The organism is Anaerococcus vaginalis ATCC 51170 (assembly GCF_000163295.1).
GTDB classification, from domain to species: Bacteria; Bacillota; Clostridia; order Tissierellales; family Peptoniphilaceae; genus Anaerococcus; species Anaerococcus vaginalis.
In genome coordinates this window covers 493,936-509,952 of record NZ_GG700527.1, presented here as the reverse complement: position 1 = coordinate 509,952, position 16,017 = coordinate 493,936, and the positions used below count along the sequence as shown (strand labels likewise).

The following is a 16,017-nucleotide window of genomic DNA, read 5'->3' as shown; positions in this document are numbered from 1 at the left end:
CTTATACTTAAATGTTTTAATCCGCCTTTCTTAAGCTGATGAAGTTTATCGTATGTTGCTTATTCGTTTACAGCCCAAAATCCATTTGTCGCAATACTAGTATTCTTACCAACTTCTGTTGAAATTTCAACTAATTTTAATAATGTCGGATATTCTAAAAAAACTTCTCCTCCCGTAAAAGCTATTGTTTTTATTTCATTTATTTCTTCTGATTCTTTAATGTATTGTATCACTCTATTGATATCAAGTCTTTGTTGAGATTCAGGAGAACATGAAAAACAACAATGTTTGCATTTTGCCGTGCATTTATTAAATAGAGCAAATCCCAATGTATCATATGCTATAAAATCCTCCATTTATAGTTTAATAAATATCTCTTTTGCTAAGAATCATGGTATTCAATATTATCATAATCACCAAATAAATAATCGATAATAATGTCACTCTTAAATAAATAGAAACACTGCTATCAATTGATAATAATACTATGTTTCCTGATATAAGATAATTCATAATTGAAAATGATAAATTTCCAGATATTTGATGGAATATTGTATCAATTATTTGTAATATTCCAGCTGACTCAAGGAGACCAATAATAAGTGTAACGGCAGAATTTCTTATCAAATACGCTAAAAACATTATTACAATACTATATGTAATATATAATAAATATTCTGCGAGTATATATTTTATGAATATTCCTGTTTCTGTGAATTTCAAATATCCTTCCATAATATAAAATGATAATGACATAATAATAAAACTGGTAATAAATATTGCGAATGTATATATACATATTATTATTACTTTTCCTAAAATTAGCTCTATTTTTTTTGGAAAAACTTGATTAATATTTTTTAGAAAACTAGATTTAAGTTCATCTCCTATATACATCACAATAAAAACTGTTTGAAACATCAATAAAATTTTACTTTGAATATTTCTCATAAATAATTCAGTTATAGGTATATAGCCTAAATCTAACCAATCTGGAATCACACTTCCAACATAAATCCCCCAATTTATCTGTGTGAAATTTATTTTCAAGTTTTCTAGTGCTGCTTTATCATTAATATAGTAATGATAATCAACTTTTGTCATATATACAGATCCAATTATCATAAGGCTACTAAGAATTAAAATTATCCATGGATATTTGTTTCTTCGTAGTCTATATAACTCTAATTTTATTGCTCTACTCATCTTAATATCTCCATATAATAATCTTCAAAGCTCATTTCTTTTACAGAAATTGAACTTATTTCTATACCACAATTTACTAACAAAGAGTTTATTAGACTTATTTTATCAAAGTAATCGTTTAATATAACTTTTTTACTATTTATAATCTCATTTTCATATCCATTTTTAGTTAAAATTTTTGATACTTCATTCGTTTCGCTGGTTATTATCTCTATTCTTGATCTACATTTTTTATGCAAATCTTCTATTGTAAACTCAGCTAGTAACTTCCCTTTTGAAATTACTCCAAAATCTGTTGCGATTTTAGATAACTCTTCTAATATATGGCTTGATATAATTATGGTAATGCCGTATTTTTTATTAATTTCTTTTAACATATTTCTAATATCGACTATTCCTTGAGGATCAAGCCCATTAATTGGCTCGTCTAAAATAATAATTTCAGGAGATCCTATAAGTGCCATTGCAATACCAAGTCTTTGTTTCATTCCTAATGAAAAACTCTTAACTTGTTTATTATAACAATTTTCCAACCCAACTATTTTAAGTATTTCTTTTATATACATTTCATTTTCTATATCATAAGATAAACATTTTAATTTCAAATTGTCATAAGCTGTTAGCTGCATATATAATGCTGGTGTTTCTATTAAATTGCCTACTTTACTAAAATAACTAGAATTTTTTTTAACATTTTTACCAAATAGCTCTATATTCCCACTACTCTTATTAGATAATCCAGATATCATCCTCATAATAGTTGATTTTCCGGCTCCATTATCTCCTATTAAACCATAGATAGATTGTTTTTTTACTTTTAAATTAACATTATCTATTGCTGTAAAATTTCCGAAATTTTTTACTAAATTTTTAGTTTCTAATATATATTCGCTCATTTGATTATTCCTTTCTATAATTTTATGAGGAATTCTAAATAATGATATTATATATCCTACTTTTAACATAATTATAAGGTCTTTTATAAGATATTTCAGCTAACTTTTGTGAATATTTTTTATTATCTTTCCTATATAATTTTTAGTCATTGAAAATACTTCGTCACTTGCTTTTTGAATTCCTTGTTCATAAAAAATTATTACTATAATACTATTTTAAATTTTGCCTTTTATTTTAGAAATTGCTCTTTACTTCAATTGTATGTAAAACTCAGATAATGCTACGTTTAAATGAATCAAAGAATGTTAAGCATGTCTTTATCCTAGTTAGCCTGATATTTTTGTTCTTTTTCTGATGTATAAACCGAAATAAAAAAGTCAGTCACAAGATATGATAAAATGTAAATATTATAAATAAATATCATGAGATTTATAAATACCACAAGAAAAATCCTGAAGATAAACAATTTGTCAAAGAATATTATAGTGAACTTTCTGTCTACAAAATAGACGTTAAAGAAATCTTAGAAAACTATAAAAACTACCAAAGACAAAAGAAATACTATCTAAACTTAATAAATTGCAAGAAAAAAGAACACCCTTATGCAAGAGTATTCTTTGAATAAAGAACAATTTTCTGACCTTGTTCAGTATAGAAAAAACTATGAAAATTATTATGGAAAGGAGGTGGAGAGATAGAATATAACTTCTATAATGGATCTGTAAATAATTTTGTGTATCAATCTAAATCCTCAAATATTGTAATTTGATTTTTTATTTTTTACCCATACTATTTCCTCTTAGTAATCAATATGGTATCAACAATCCTCAAAACAATTCTTCCAATGACATACATAATAATAGAATACAATATAAATTCTACAATTGGGAATCTATATTGCAATCCACCAAGAATCGGATCATTATTTGTATAAACGTGAAGACCATACGAAATAATAACTCCACCTATTAAAGTAATTATAAGAATTCTCTTCATATAGTAACGATTTTCGTTCATGAGCATACTAATACGTTGAGATTTACTCATACCTACAAGATTTAAGAAAGAAATCTCTTTCTTCCTACTAATCACATTTGTAAAGTAAGTATTTATTAAGTTTCCAACACCCATAATCAAAATTAATATAGTTATTGATAAAAGAAACTTTTTACTAGTTTTTAAAGACACTTTATATTCATCTACCGCATTTAAATAAGTTTCCATTTTTAATGGATGCATATTAATCAATTGTTTTACTTTATTTACAGTACTTTTTTGAGCCTTTAATGTCTTATCTTTTAATTCAAGTCTCAATTCATAATTAAAATTAGTATTATTATCTCCAAAATAATTCAATGAATTATCTGGAATATAAAAGTATATCCCACTACTTAAAGTATCGGTTATACCCATTACTTTAGCCGTAAAATCTTTGCCATTTTGTTGAAATTTTACTTCGTCACCTATTTGTACATCCCATCCATAATATTTTTTTATTTCTTTTGGCTGATTAACAATAACTCCCTTTTCTTTGGTCAACTTCGAGTATGAGGTATTTCCCTCTATAAGTTTGTTATTAAGAAAGCTTTCTTGTTGATGAGTATATCCTACAATACTCAAATCTTCTGAGTTTCCATTTGGACTTACGAAAGTTGCATTTGTACCTTTTACCACTTCAATTTTTTCTACATTATCAATCTCTTCTAATGAACGAATTAAGTTATTATCTAATGGATTTCTTTTTTCCATATCACCATTAATTTCATCATTAGAACTGCCCAAAATAGAATCTTCATTTGACATAATACTTATTTCATAATTTGTATAACTTTTTCTTGCTAATTGTTCTGGATCAAAGGATTTTAAAAAAGCATAAGATGAAACAAGTAATACTCCTCCAATACTTAGTGATAGAATCATAGTTATTGTCTTTCTAGGATCTCTTTTTATATTAAGCCATGCTATAAATTTAGGTGTAACAAAACTATTTTCCTTTCTCTTTACCAGATGGCTTGTAGATTGACCACTTGTAAAAAGTTCTTTAGCAGAAATTCTATTTATATCTTTTCTTATAGAGATTGCCGAAGATTTAAGAACCATAAAAATATACAAACTGCTAAGTATTAAAGTGACTATTATATATAATGGATTATGTTCTAATAAAAATATTAGTCCATTTCTGTTATTGATAAAAAATATGCTAAAAGTCCCTAAAATTCCTAAGCAAATTCCTATTAAACCAATATATAATATCCTTTTATTTAGAATAATCATTGACTGTTTTCTACTTGCTCCTATCAATCGCAGAATCGCTATGTTTTTCCTATCTTCTAATGTAAAAACATACAAAATATTATGGATAATGAGATATGAAACTACCCCTAACAAAACTGCCAATATTAAAAGCATAATATATTGATCTGTATTAACCAAATTCATATAACTAAAATACATATCAAAAAAGTGAACGTCAGATTCTTCTACTTTATATTTAGCTGCTATTGAATTTATCTCATTTTTTAGCATATCTTCAGAGTATGAATTTGGTGATTTCATACTTAGTTGTACTAAGTAATTATCAACTTGACCAAATTTATCAACATAAGATTTAGATACAAATATGGGATAAGTTCCTTCTACACCTTCTTTATATAAAATTCCACTTATTATATATTTTTTTGAACCATTACCTAAATTTAGGTTTATACTTTCTCTAATACCAATTTTTTTGTTAATACGTTTTAAGTAGTTTTCAGACACTATTATCTCATTATCTTTTTGAGGATAAGATCCTTCTATACTATTTACATTCCCTAAGTCACGTAAATCTGAATCCATATATGCAACTCTTAGATTTATATCACCTATACTAACTTCTGGAAAAATATATCCTATTCCTGCTTTTTTTATGCTCTTCTCTGATTTTATCCCTTCAACTTGTTTAGGATTTACTTTAATTAATGATGCTTGATGTCCATTTTCTAGTTTTTCCTGAAACATTAATTTAGCACTTATAGAATACAAACTCATTATGCTAATAAAGACAAAAGATAAAATTATAGTCAGCAATATTGTAGAACTTTTAATTTTATTAACTTTCAAATCTCTTTTGACATATGTTTTCAGGATATTATTTTTCATTTTTTTTATCCTCCACAATTTGACCATCTAATATGCGTATAACTCTATCGCAATACTTTGTTAATTCTAAATTGTGTGTAATCATTATAATTGTTTGATTAAATTTTTTATTCATCTGAACAAATAGCTCCATTATATTTTGACTATTTCTTTGATCCAAATTTCCTGTTGGTTCGTCTGCTAAAATTACTTTTGGTTTCGAAATGAGAGCTCTGGCAATAGCTACTCTTTGTTGTTGTCCTCCTGACAATTGGTTTGGGAAAGCAGATATTTTTTGTTTTATCTCTAACAAATCTAAAATTTCATCTAAATAGTCGTTATCGGCTTCTTTGCCATCTAAATTTAAAGGTAAAATTATATTTTCTCGAACATTTAAGATGGGAATTAGATTGTATTCTTGGAATATAAACCCTATATTCTTTCTACGATACTCTGTTAATTCTTCCTCATTTAAATTATTTAATTCCACATCATCAAACATAATTTTCCCCTCTGTTTGATGATCAATCCCTCCTATAAGATTTAACAATGTTGTCTTCCCCTACAATGTCAAGCAATTGTTACATAAAATTAGACGATATTTCTATCGCCTAATTTATATACAAAACTTTTATTTTAACTTTTTTATACGTTCACTTTCTGTTAGAATCCTCATTTGTTCAATAGCAATTGCATTTAATTTTTCTATCCTTTCAGTTGCATCCATTCCCTCATTTATAAAAACAGCATTTAAGTTCTCAAGATTTGATAAACACACTAATTGTGATATATCAGCATAGTCTCTCATATTTCCTTTTAACTCCGGATTATTTTCACGCCATTCTTTTGCTGTCATTCCAAACAAAGCTACATTTAATATATCTGCTTCACTTGCATAGATATAGTTTATTCTTTCCTTTGATAATTTCTCAGGGACAAGTTTATTCTTAATTGCATCTGTATGAATTTTGTAATTTATCTTAGCTAAATTCCTCTTGATATCCCAACCTAATTGTTTTTGTTCTTCTTCTTTTAAGCGCTCAAACTCTTTAATAAGATAGAGCTTAAAATAAGGTGATACCCACGACGCAAATTCAAAAGCTATGTCTTTATGTGCATATGTTCCACCATATCTTCCTGCTTTGGCAATAATTCCAATAGAATTCGTCTTATTGACCCATTGTTTAACCGATAAAATAAAACGATTAAAACCTGCTTCATTTTTAATTCCCTCGAATTCGGTGGAATTAAAATTCGCATTATACATTTCTTCCCATATTCCTAAAAATTCAATTGTATTTTTATTCCTTAGCCATTTTTCTATTAGTGCCACACCATTTTCAACATTTCTAACCATGTCGGTTAAAGAAATATAATCTCTATTATCTATGGCAATAATGCTAATTTCTGATCCTTCTACATTTATTTTAGACACAAAAATCACCTCACAATATCTCATTTTAACTATAATTATATCATTTTTTTATTTGTTCCTAAATATTTACCCTATCAACTCATAGTAAACAGTACTATTTATTTCCGCAAATTTCCTCGCCATTATTTTCACTTTGGCGTATTTAAATTAAAGTTGGCGAGATTATGAGTTACTTTTAATGCTATTCATCTATTTTTCTACAATTTCTATTTCTCCACTTCTTGATACGATTATTTTATCAATTAAACTTTTCACATAAACTTTCAGCAAACCTTCCTCATCTAAGATAACAATATCCGTTTCTTTCTTTGAATCAATATTCTCCGACTTCAATTCTTCCAACTTACTCTCCAATAATATCTTTTTATCTTGGATAAAAGATTTTTCCTTTAAATAGTCATCTTTTGAAATATTTTTCCTTTTATAGTTTTCATAGATGATTTGTAAATTACTGTTTAATATGGATATTTCCTTTAGAATCTCTTCTTTCACATTCTTGTGTTCTATGACTTTCTCTTCATTTAATGTGTTTTGTATCTTAAAATCTTTTAATTTGGGTTTTATAAGTTCAATAATATCTTTCTCTTTGATATTGTTTGGTTTTTTCTCAGCTTTACATAAATTACAATAATAACTTTTATACTTGTATATTTTATCCGAATTTTTCTTTTGTCTAATATCACTGCGAAAACTCATATGTCTACCACATTCTTTACAAAAAATCTTATCAGAAAAAATAGAACGATTTTTGTTTCCTGTATATCCCCCAAAACTTCTTTTTTCTTTTATTTTCTTTACCTCATCAAATACTTCTCTTGAAATAATCGCTTCATGGGTATTTGGAAGTATTTTCCACTCCTCTTCAGGAAGTAAAATTCTTTTTCTTCCACCTATTTTTGTTTCTTTGAATTTATTATATACATAATCTCCTGTATATAGTTCGTTCCTTGTAATCTGTGAGATAGCTGCGTTTGTCCAAACTCTTTTCTTTACCTCACTTCCAGTAATTAAATTTCCAGTATAATCAGAAAGTTTCAGTTCTTCTTTTCGTTCAGAGCGTGTAATATAACCTTTTTCATTAAATATATTAGCCACTTGATTACAGGAATATCCTTTTAGCAATAAATCAAAAGCTTCTTTAACTATAAAAGCTGTTTTTTCATCAATGATGATACTATGTTTATCTTTAGGATCTTTAATATATCCAAAAGGTGCTGCCCAATTTATATTTTTCCCCTGCGATTTAATTTGCCTAATAGAACTTCTTACCTTTTCAGATAATTCCTTACTGAATAAATCATAATACAATGTCTTAAACTGTGTATCTGTATCTAAGCCATTGCCTTGTTCTTTTAAAGAATCATAGTTGTCATTAATAGCAATAAATCGTATTTTTAGAAATGGTAATATATTGCTTAAGTAATCCCCAAGCAAAATATAATCTCTTGAAAACCTAGACATATCTTTTACAATTATAGTTCCTACTTTACCACTCTTTATATCCTCAATAAGCCTTAAAAATGAAGGTCTATTTGTATTAGTAGCAGAATATCCATCATCTACATATTCTTCTATTTCACAACTTTTTAAAGATGTTTCATTTTCAATGTAGCTTTTTATATAATCTCTTTGATTTACTATACTTACACTTTCATCTACTTTGTGATAATCTTCTTCAGAAAGTCTTAAATATATAGCTATCTTATTCATGCTCTACCTCCAACTGCTTTTCCATATCTTTATCAAGATTAAACTTAAAATATATGGTAACCTGCTTATACTCTGATATTTCTATATGGCTAATTAATGTATCGACCAATTCTTTATCAACTTCTATGCTTTTAGCATCCAAGCAGCAAAATAGTACATCTATAAATTCTATAATTTCTCTTTTTTTCTTTTTTATATTTCTTATTCTTTCATCAAAAACTTTTAACTCATTTTTTAAGGTTTTTATTTGATTATTTATTTTTTTACTTTCTATTTTAAAATCACTTAAAAGAACCTCTCCTTTAACATAGTTTTCATATTGTTCTTGTAGATTGATCCTAAGAGAAGCAATCTTTTTATTATTTACATCTGTTTTTATAGAAACTTGATTTATCTTTTCAGCACTTATATTTTCTAAATATATTTTTAGTTGTAATCTTTTATCCTTTTTATAAAAGCTTGAAAACAGTCTTTTAAAGGTATCTACTAAAATTTTGTCTAGGTCTGTTTCATATATTCTGACATGAGATTTTTCTAATTTTAATCTGTCTCCACCTTTACAATAATAGCAATAGCAAATCTCATCATGATATTTCAGTCCTCGTGGTCCATATTGTTTTTTCAAATTTCTACCACAAACACTGCATTGTATGAGGCCGTCATACTTTCCTTCTTTTTTATAATCTCTTTGAATTTTTACTCCAACATTTTCTTTTCCGTCTTTTATTATGTTTTTCAGTGAATGGTAAGGTAGATAGTTTTGTTTTTTCTCCTTTATCTCTCTGATATTTTTAAATGTAGTTTTGTCTATTAACCCTTCGTGGGTGTTCTCTGTTATAATCCACTCTTCTTTATCACGAAACTTACTTTTCCTACTTGGATCATGTCTATTTGAGTATACTCTTTGAATCAAATTCCCAATATATACTTCATCAGAAAGCATTTTTGATATATAAGAAATATCCCATTGTTTTGTATCTTCTTTATCCTTAAAAATTTTACCTGTTCTTTTATATTCATCAGGTGTCGTATATGTTTTAGTCAATTCTCTTGCTATTTGCATATTGGATTTACCTTGACCTGCCATATAAAAGATAAGTCTTACTACATCTGATGCCTTTTCGTCCATCACCAGAACTCTTTTTCCATCAATTTTATCAACCTTATAGCCATACGGAGCCATCGCTCCTATAAAAGACCCTTGTTTCATTTTTATTTCTTTAGAGGCTTTTATTTTCTTTGAAATATCTTTTGCGTATAAATCATTGAAGATATTTTTTATTGCTATTTCATAACTCTGATCTGATTTTATACCGTCTTTGGTATCCAGATTATCATTTACGGAAATAAATCGAACTCCCAAAAATGGAAATACTTTTTCGATATAGTTTGCGATTTCTAAATACTCTCTACCAAACCTTGACATATCTTTTACGATGATACAATTTATCCTACCTGTTCGGATATCTTCCATCATTTCAATAAATGCAGGTCTTTTAAAATTTGTTCCAGAATACTCATAGTCCTTGTATACTCTTAAAATCTTTATATCTTTTTCGTTTGCAGCTTTTATGCAAAGTTCTTCCTGCATTTCAAGTGAATTACTTTTATCCCTATAAGCTTCCTTTCTTTCCTGTGATAATCTAGCATAAATACCGGCAATGTATATTTTTTCAATCACTTTTACAACTTCTGTTTCTGATTGTGATATATGCCTATTTTTTGTTCTAGCCATAGCATACCTCACTTTCAGCCCTTACAAGACTTTTATTCATAACAGTGGGTATAGTTTTTGACTTCCTGCTTATATCGATACTTTTCTTTTTTATGGTGTTAGCTTTAATGTCAGACTTATCCATTTTTGTCATTTCTTCAAGTAAAGATAATTCTTCGGTATGATTAAACCTAACATATATCGTCTTATCTTCAGAAATAAAAATTTTATCAATAAGCATCACAACAGATAATCTATCTATTTCCGATAAATTTTTATACTTGTTAATGTCGATGATCCAACTTTTATTTTTGTCAATCTTCTCCTTAGTATCTTCCTGTTTTTTTAATCTATACTCGATACTTTCATCTAATTTAGTCAATTTCTCTGTATAGTTTTTTCTAAAAAGTTGATATTCTTCTTTACTAATAACATCTTCTTTTAGATCAAGGTAAAGGGAAGATAAGAGTTCTTCTGTCATTGCTTTTTCTCGTTTTAGTATAGGAATTTGATTGTCTTTCAAATTTTTATTTATATCTATACGCTGAACTTTAGAATATAGATTTTCATTAAATTCAATGTAGGACTTCATTATTTTAGATACTGCTTTTATTAAAGTTTCTTCTTTTATGCTGTGTCTTGTGCAAGATTTTCCCTTGTTGTACTTTGAACAGATATAGAATATCTCTTCTCTTTTTTTATACTTTACAGTCCTTCTAATCAAAGAACTTCCACATTCTTTACAAAAAAGCATTCCTGTAAAAATATCAATTTTGTCCTTTCCACGAGAATTATTCAAATCTCTTTTTAACATAGTATTTGCAATAGTAAAAACTTCTTTACTTATAATTGCTTCATGGGTATTTTCTACTCTTATCCATTCTTCTTTCTCTTTTTCTATCTGCTTTTTATTTTTATAACTTAAAGTAACACTCTTTCCTTGTAAAGTATTTCCAATATATACTTCATTTTCTATAATTCTATTTACTGTCTTTGCTGACCAAGTTCCACCTTTTGTATTTTGAAATCCATTACACTTAAATCCTTGACTTTCTTTATATTTTCTTGGATTTAAAACTCCTAAATGATTTAGTTCATCTGCAATTGCCTTTGAGGAATATCCCAAGAGTTTCATATCAAATATATTTTTGATAATATCCGATATCTTTTTATCAATCACTAACTTGTTTTTATTCTCCTCAGACTTTTTATATCCATAAGGTGCAAAAGCACTGATAAAATCTCCTTTTTCTCTTTTTATCTTTTGAGAGCTTTTTACCTTATTGGAAATATCTCGGCAATAACTATCATTGATGAAGTTTTTTATAGGAAGTATAAGATGTGTATCGTTTATATCTGCACTTTTACTATCGTAATTGTCATTTACTGATATAAATCTTATACCATTTTCCGGAAATATTCTTTGAATATATTTTCCAGCTTCTATATAATCTCTTCCGAATCTTGATAAGTCCTTTACAATAATTGTATTGAACTTTCTATCATAGGCAGCCTTTATCATTTCTTTAAAATTGGGACGATCAAAATTTGCACCTGAATACCCATCATCTACATACTCTTTTACTATTGGAATTTGATTTTTTCTTGCATAAGAGTTTATAATTTCTCTTTGATTGGATATAGAGTTACTTTCTGTTTTTTCGCCATCTTCTTTTGATAATCTTAAATACATAACTGCCAAATTTTCTTTTGCTAAATTGTTTTTAAACATAAAAAAGCCTCCTTTAATTCAATTTACATACAATAAATCGAACCAAGGTTAGGCTTCCACAAAAATATTATAACGCTCCTTATATTTTTTGTCAGCCCCTAATAGACAGAAATTTTTTCTTTGATGTATTCCTCTACTAAATTTTCTAAACTAAATCCATTTTCATTAAATTTAACTTCTATATTCCAACCATCAATTTGATTTATCATCTGTTTATCTTTTTTATCTGTTTTCATTTCTGTATTTATATTATGTTCATCACACATAATATCTTCTCCTTATCTTTAATTTTTTTAAGTTTTTTGACATTAACAGGCGTGTAGGTCACGACATTGGAATTTCACCACCGCCCCTTTTCAAGATGAGCCGGCAACAACTGTAGAAGTATCATTATCCCCATTTGCTTCAATGCATCAGTTTCCTAGGCTGAATATATAATTTCTTTTTGTCGCTCGTTTTCTTATATCCTTCCTTTAGCTAGAGTATTTATTTAAACCGAAATCCTTATCAGCAGAAAAGTCATGGCGAAGAAATTATAAAGCTCCACAAATGGTTAATGTCCTGTCTTGGTCTATTCAGTTGTCACGGTTCAAATTTCTATTAATTTCTTTTTTATATAAAAGAGGACAAAATTCCCCTTCACTTTATAAAGGAAAATTTGCCCTCTTTGGTAACCAGAATTTATAATTCTTCTATAAATTTCTTTAGTTTTTCTAAAATTTTATCTCGTCTTTTAATTAAAGTTGGATGTGAGATATTTTTAGTCTTTGCTACTGCACGAAGTGTTTCATCATTGAAATATAATCTTTCTATGATTTCCCGCTCATCCCTATTTAACTTTGACAAAGCACTTTTTAGTGCTTCAATCATCATTTGTGTAGCTACAACTTTTTCTACATCAACGTTTTTATCCTCTAAATTATCTTCGAAATTCCCATCATGATTTAGGGACGAAAAAAAGAGCAAGTGGTTTTTCTTGTCCACCTGCTCTAAATATTTTTCGTGTTCTCTTTCTTGCCAGTAGACTTTGTATATCTGCTCACTTACTTTGATTTTTTGCCCACCGACATAAAGGTAATATTCTTTTGTCATTTATGTTTCCTCCATTCTTTTTTTGTCTTTATGTTTTCAGACAAAAAAAGGAGGACTCCTGCTCTTGGGCATGGTTAGTCCTCTAGAATGAAAGAAACTCTTTCTAATAGTAATTGTATTTAATTTTTTAACTGAGTTATCTAACTTGTAAACAGCGTAAACCAAAGAAAAAAGGTAAATGTAATTTAATTATATTTATTTGCATATTTCCCTCCATTCTTTTAAATAAACCCACTTATTATTCATTACTTGAATTTTTCAAACTAATTTTATCCATCCTATTTAATTCCCCAAACATCATTACTACACCAGCTATTATCATAATTAGATCTACAAGGGGTTCAGCAAACCATACTGCTTTAACTCCAAATATCATTGGTAAAATAATCATTGCAGGTACGAATAAAAATAGCTGTCTTAGCATTACTATTATGCCAGCTTTTTTAGCATTTCCTATTGATTGGAAGAATGTTATAGTCATTACCATTACTCCATATAGGATAAAGATAGAATAAAATAATCTAAAGTTCCCTATCCCTTGAGTTATAATACTTTCTTCTACTCCAAATAAGGAAAGTATATTCTTTGAAAATGCTAATGCTGGTATCCAAAATATTGATGCAAGAACTAATCCTCCGATAGAAAATACTTTCATAGCTTCTTTTACTCTGTCGTATTTTTTCGCTCCAAAATTTGTACCAACTACAGGTTGTAAACCTTGACTCATTCCCCAAAGTGGAATGAATGAAAAGGCATATATTCTAAGTGTCGCTGCCATCAAGATAGCATTTGTATCTCCGCCATATTTAAATGACATTTTATATAGCATTGTTTGTTGAATCATAAATAAAATTTGCATCATCATAGCAGATGACCCTACGCCAAACATTTCTTTTTTTATTTCCTGATCAGGTTTGATTTTATTTATTTTTACTGCTTTACTTTTATATTTGAAGTAATGGAGTGTTATTATTGCTTGAACAAATTGTGCTGTAATAGTTGCAAGTGCAGCTCCTTCAATTGAATATTTTCCCATTAATTTCATTAGAATGGGATCAAGAATTATGTTTAAAAAAGCCCCTAGCCCCATAATGAGCATTGCTTTTTTCATTAATCCTTCTCCACGCATAACCATGTTTGCTGATTGAGTAAAGTTTACAAATAAAGAACCAATAAAAATTACTCGTAAATATCTGATACCATATTCTTTAATTTCTCCACTTGCTCCAACCATATCTAAAAAATGTGGTGCAAGTAAAATTCCGCCTATTGTAATAATTGATGAGAATAGAATAACCCAAAAGATTAAATTCCCCATAATTTTATCAACTGTTTTTTTGTCGCCCTTTCCTATAGCTCTTGATAAAACCGATGCTGAACCTACACCAATAAGTGTAGATACACCACTATTGAAAAATGTAAGTGGCATAGCTACACCACAAGCTGTCATTGCTGTTTGTCCTATAATATTTCCTGCAAAAATTCCATCCATTAGTGGATAAAGACCTATTACTATCATTCCTATTACAGCAGGGATAGATAATTGAAAAAGTAAATCTATAGGTCTTTTTGTTAATAATTGTTCTTTCATATCTTGTTTCATAAAATTACCTCCTTTTTTTTATCCAGATTTTTTTAGCAAATTTTAAGTTTGATCGAAGAATTCCCTAATTTTTCCCATATTCTTTTCATCTTTAATACCATGCCATTTGACTTTTCCATTCTCCATAAACATAAAATAATCACAACAACATTCTACTAATTCCGGATCATGTGTGATAATAAAAATAGTTTTTCCGTCCTCTTTAAGCCTTATCATTTCATTAGAAACTTCTTTCATATTCTTAAAATCCAAACCACTTGTAGGTTCGTCCAAAATCAGTATTGTCCTATCAGAAGCGATAGCACTTGCAATTGCAACCCTTTGTTTTTGCCCTCCGGATAATGACATTGGATGGCAATCTATAAAATCCATTAAATTTAACTTTTTACATATTTCATCGATCTTTTCTTCTTTATTCTCATCGTTCTCTATACTCAAAAGAATTTCTTCTTTAACTGATTCGGTAAATAATTGATGATTAACATCCTGCATCACCATAAAACATTTTTTTAGCCTTTCTCTTGTAGCATAACTTTCTGTTTGTATATTTAAAGTTCCTTTTGCTTTTTCTTCAACTCCACATAAGCATTTTGAAAAAGTTGATTTTCCAGAACCATTATTTCCTAAAACAGCCACAATAGATTTTTGAGGTAATACAGCATCATTAATTTCAAAAAACGGCTCTTTTCCATAACTAAACATAAAATTCTTAATCTCTATTTGTTCCTTAGATTCTATATTTTTTATACGGCTACTGGTATCAATAGGGTGTATGCTCCTTAACCCCATATTATTTAAAATGCTGTTAGGTAATTTCTTGAACTCAACACAAGAAAATTCTTTGTTAATTTTTCCATCTTTCATATAAATAAATCTATCTGCAATATCTATTAAATATTGTAGTCTATGCTCTGCAATAACCACAGTTGACTTTTTTTCTTTCCATTTTTTTATGATATATTTTAACATTTTTATAGTTTGTATATCTAAATTAGAAGATGGCTCATCTAATACATAGATTTCAGGCTCCATAACAGCAGCAGAAGCACAAGCAATTTTTTGTTTTTCTCCTCCTGACATAGAAAACAAGCTCTTATCAAGCAAATCTTTTATATTTAATTCTTTTGTTACCTTGCCAATTCTTCTACAAATTTCTTCTCTTGAAATCCCAAAATTTTCACAGGCGAATGCAATTTCGCTTGTTGAATCTACATTGAAAAATTGAGTTCTTGGATTTTGAAATACTGATCCTACATATTGACTCAATTCATTAATAGAATTTTTAGAAATTTCATGTTCATTTACAATAACGCTACCAGTCAAATTTCCGGAATAATACCCGGGAATTAACCCATTTATCAACCTACTTATTGTAGTTTTTCCGCAACCGGACTCACCACAAAATACAACTACTTCACCAGCATTGATATTTAAATTAATATTATAAATTCCAGCATTCTTATTCCCGCTATCATAAGTAAATGACACGTCTTTAAATTCAATCAATG

The 16,017-nt window shown here is 28.0% G+C and carries 13 protein-coding genes and 1 pseudogene; 1 reads left to right on the top strand and 13 read right to left on the bottom strand.

What is annotated here, in order from left to right; translation table 11 throughout:
• Positions 1-59 precede the first annotated feature (59 nt).
• Genes HMPREF0078_RS02370 through HMPREF0078_RS02360 form a run of 3 tightly spaced genes read right to left on the bottom strand, consistent with a single transcriptional unit; the run spans position 60 to position 2,102 of the window.
• Positions 60-356, bottom strand: a complete 297-nt coding sequence (locus tag HMPREF0078_RS02370) for a radical SAM protein (RefSeq protein WP_004838482.1) — start codon at positions 354-356, stop codon at positions 60-62.
• Positions 357-363: 7 nt separating this feature from the next.
• Positions 364-1,206 (bottom strand): ABC transporter permease, encoded by an 843-nt coding sequence (locus HMPREF0078_RS02365; RefSeq protein ID WP_004838481.1) that lies wholly within the window; start codon positions 1,204-1,206, stop codon positions 364-366.
• A complete protein-coding gene (locus HMPREF0078_RS02360) occupies positions 1,203-2,102 on the bottom strand; it encodes an ABC transporter ATP-binding protein (RefSeq protein WP_039920414.1) in 900 nt (299 codons plus the stop codon). The genes HMPREF0078_RS02365 and HMPREF0078_RS02360 overlap by 4 nt, the downstream gene beginning before the upstream one ends.
• Positions 2,103-2,500: 398 nt before the next feature.
• Here HMPREF0078_RS02360 and HMPREF0078_RS08925 point away from each other — a divergent pair.
• Positions 2,501-2,801 (top strand): annotated as a pseudogene (locus HMPREF0078_RS08925) (relaxase/mobilization nuclease domain-containing protein); the annotation flags it as partial.
• A 91-nt stretch (positions 2,802-2,892) separates the two neighbouring features.
• On the opposite strand, the gene HMPREF0078_RS02355 reads toward HMPREF0078_RS08925, so the two are convergent.
• The 10 genes from HMPREF0078_RS02355 to HMPREF0078_RS02310 form a co-directional block, all read right to left on the bottom strand.
• Positions 2,893-5,244, bottom strand: a complete 2,352-nt coding sequence (locus tag HMPREF0078_RS02355; RefSeq protein ID WP_155811428.1) for an FtsX-like permease family protein — start codon at positions 5,242-5,244, stop codon at positions 2,893-2,895.
• Positions 5,234-5,773: an ABC transporter ATP-binding protein gene (locus tag HMPREF0078_RS02350; protein WP_004838478.1), complete on the bottom strand. Its 540-nt coding sequence runs from the start codon at positions 5,771-5,773 to the stop codon at positions 5,234-5,236. Before HMPREF0078_RS02350 ends, HMPREF0078_RS02355 begins: the two co-directional genes overlap by 11 nt.
• Positions 5,774-5,854: 81 nt before the next feature.
• On the bottom strand, positions 5,855-6,658 hold the full coding sequence (locus tag HMPREF0078_RS02345; RefSeq protein WP_039920413.1) for a KilA-N domain-containing protein: 804 nt from the start codon (positions 6,656-6,658) through the stop codon (positions 5,855-5,857).
• Positions 6,659-6,847: 189 nt separating this feature from the next.
• Complete coding sequence (locus HMPREF0078_RS02340) at positions 6,848-8,368, bottom strand: recombinase family protein (RefSeq protein WP_004838476.1); 1,521 nt, start codon at positions 8,366-8,368, stop codon at positions 6,848-6,850.
• Positions 8,361-10,049 carry a recombinase family protein gene (locus tag HMPREF0078_RS02335; RefSeq protein ID WP_232618479.1) on the bottom strand — a complete coding sequence of 563 codons (1,689 nt, stop codon included), beginning with the start codon at positions 10,047-10,049 and terminating at the stop codon, positions 8,361-8,363. The genes HMPREF0078_RS02340 and HMPREF0078_RS02335 overlap by 8 nt, the downstream gene beginning before the upstream one ends.
• Positions 10,050-10,095: 46 nt before the next feature.
• Positions 10,096-11,814 carry a recombinase family protein gene (locus tag HMPREF0078_RS02330; RefSeq protein ID WP_004838474.1) on the bottom strand — a complete coding sequence of 573 codons (1,719 nt, stop codon included), beginning with the start codon at positions 11,812-11,814 and terminating at the stop codon, positions 10,096-10,098.
• 98 nt (positions 11,815-11,912) lie between these two features.
• Positions 11,913-12,080 (bottom strand): hypothetical protein, encoded by a 168-nt coding sequence (locus HMPREF0078_RS02325; protein ID WP_004838473.1) that lies wholly within the window; start codon positions 12,078-12,080, stop codon positions 11,913-11,915.
• Between the two features lie 415 nt (positions 12,081-12,495).
• Positions 12,496-12,906 (bottom strand): RNA polymerase sigma factor, encoded by a 411-nt coding sequence (locus HMPREF0078_RS02320; protein WP_004838472.1) that lies wholly within the window; start codon positions 12,904-12,906, stop codon positions 12,496-12,498.
• Positions 12,907-13,144: 238 nt separating this feature from the next.
• Positions 13,145-14,509 carry an MATE family efflux transporter gene (locus tag HMPREF0078_RS02315; RefSeq protein ID WP_004838471.1) on the bottom strand — a complete coding sequence of 455 codons (1,365 nt, stop codon included), beginning with the start codon at positions 14,507-14,509 and terminating at the stop codon, positions 13,145-13,147.
• A gap of 42 nt (positions 14,510-14,551) precedes the next feature.
• Positions 14,552-16,015 carry an ABC transporter ATP-binding protein gene (locus HMPREF0078_RS02310; RefSeq protein WP_004838470.1) on the bottom strand — a complete coding sequence of 488 codons (1,464 nt, stop codon included), beginning with the start codon at positions 16,013-16,015 and terminating at the stop codon, positions 14,552-14,554.
• Between the last annotated feature and the right edge of the window lie 2 nt (positions 16,016-16,017).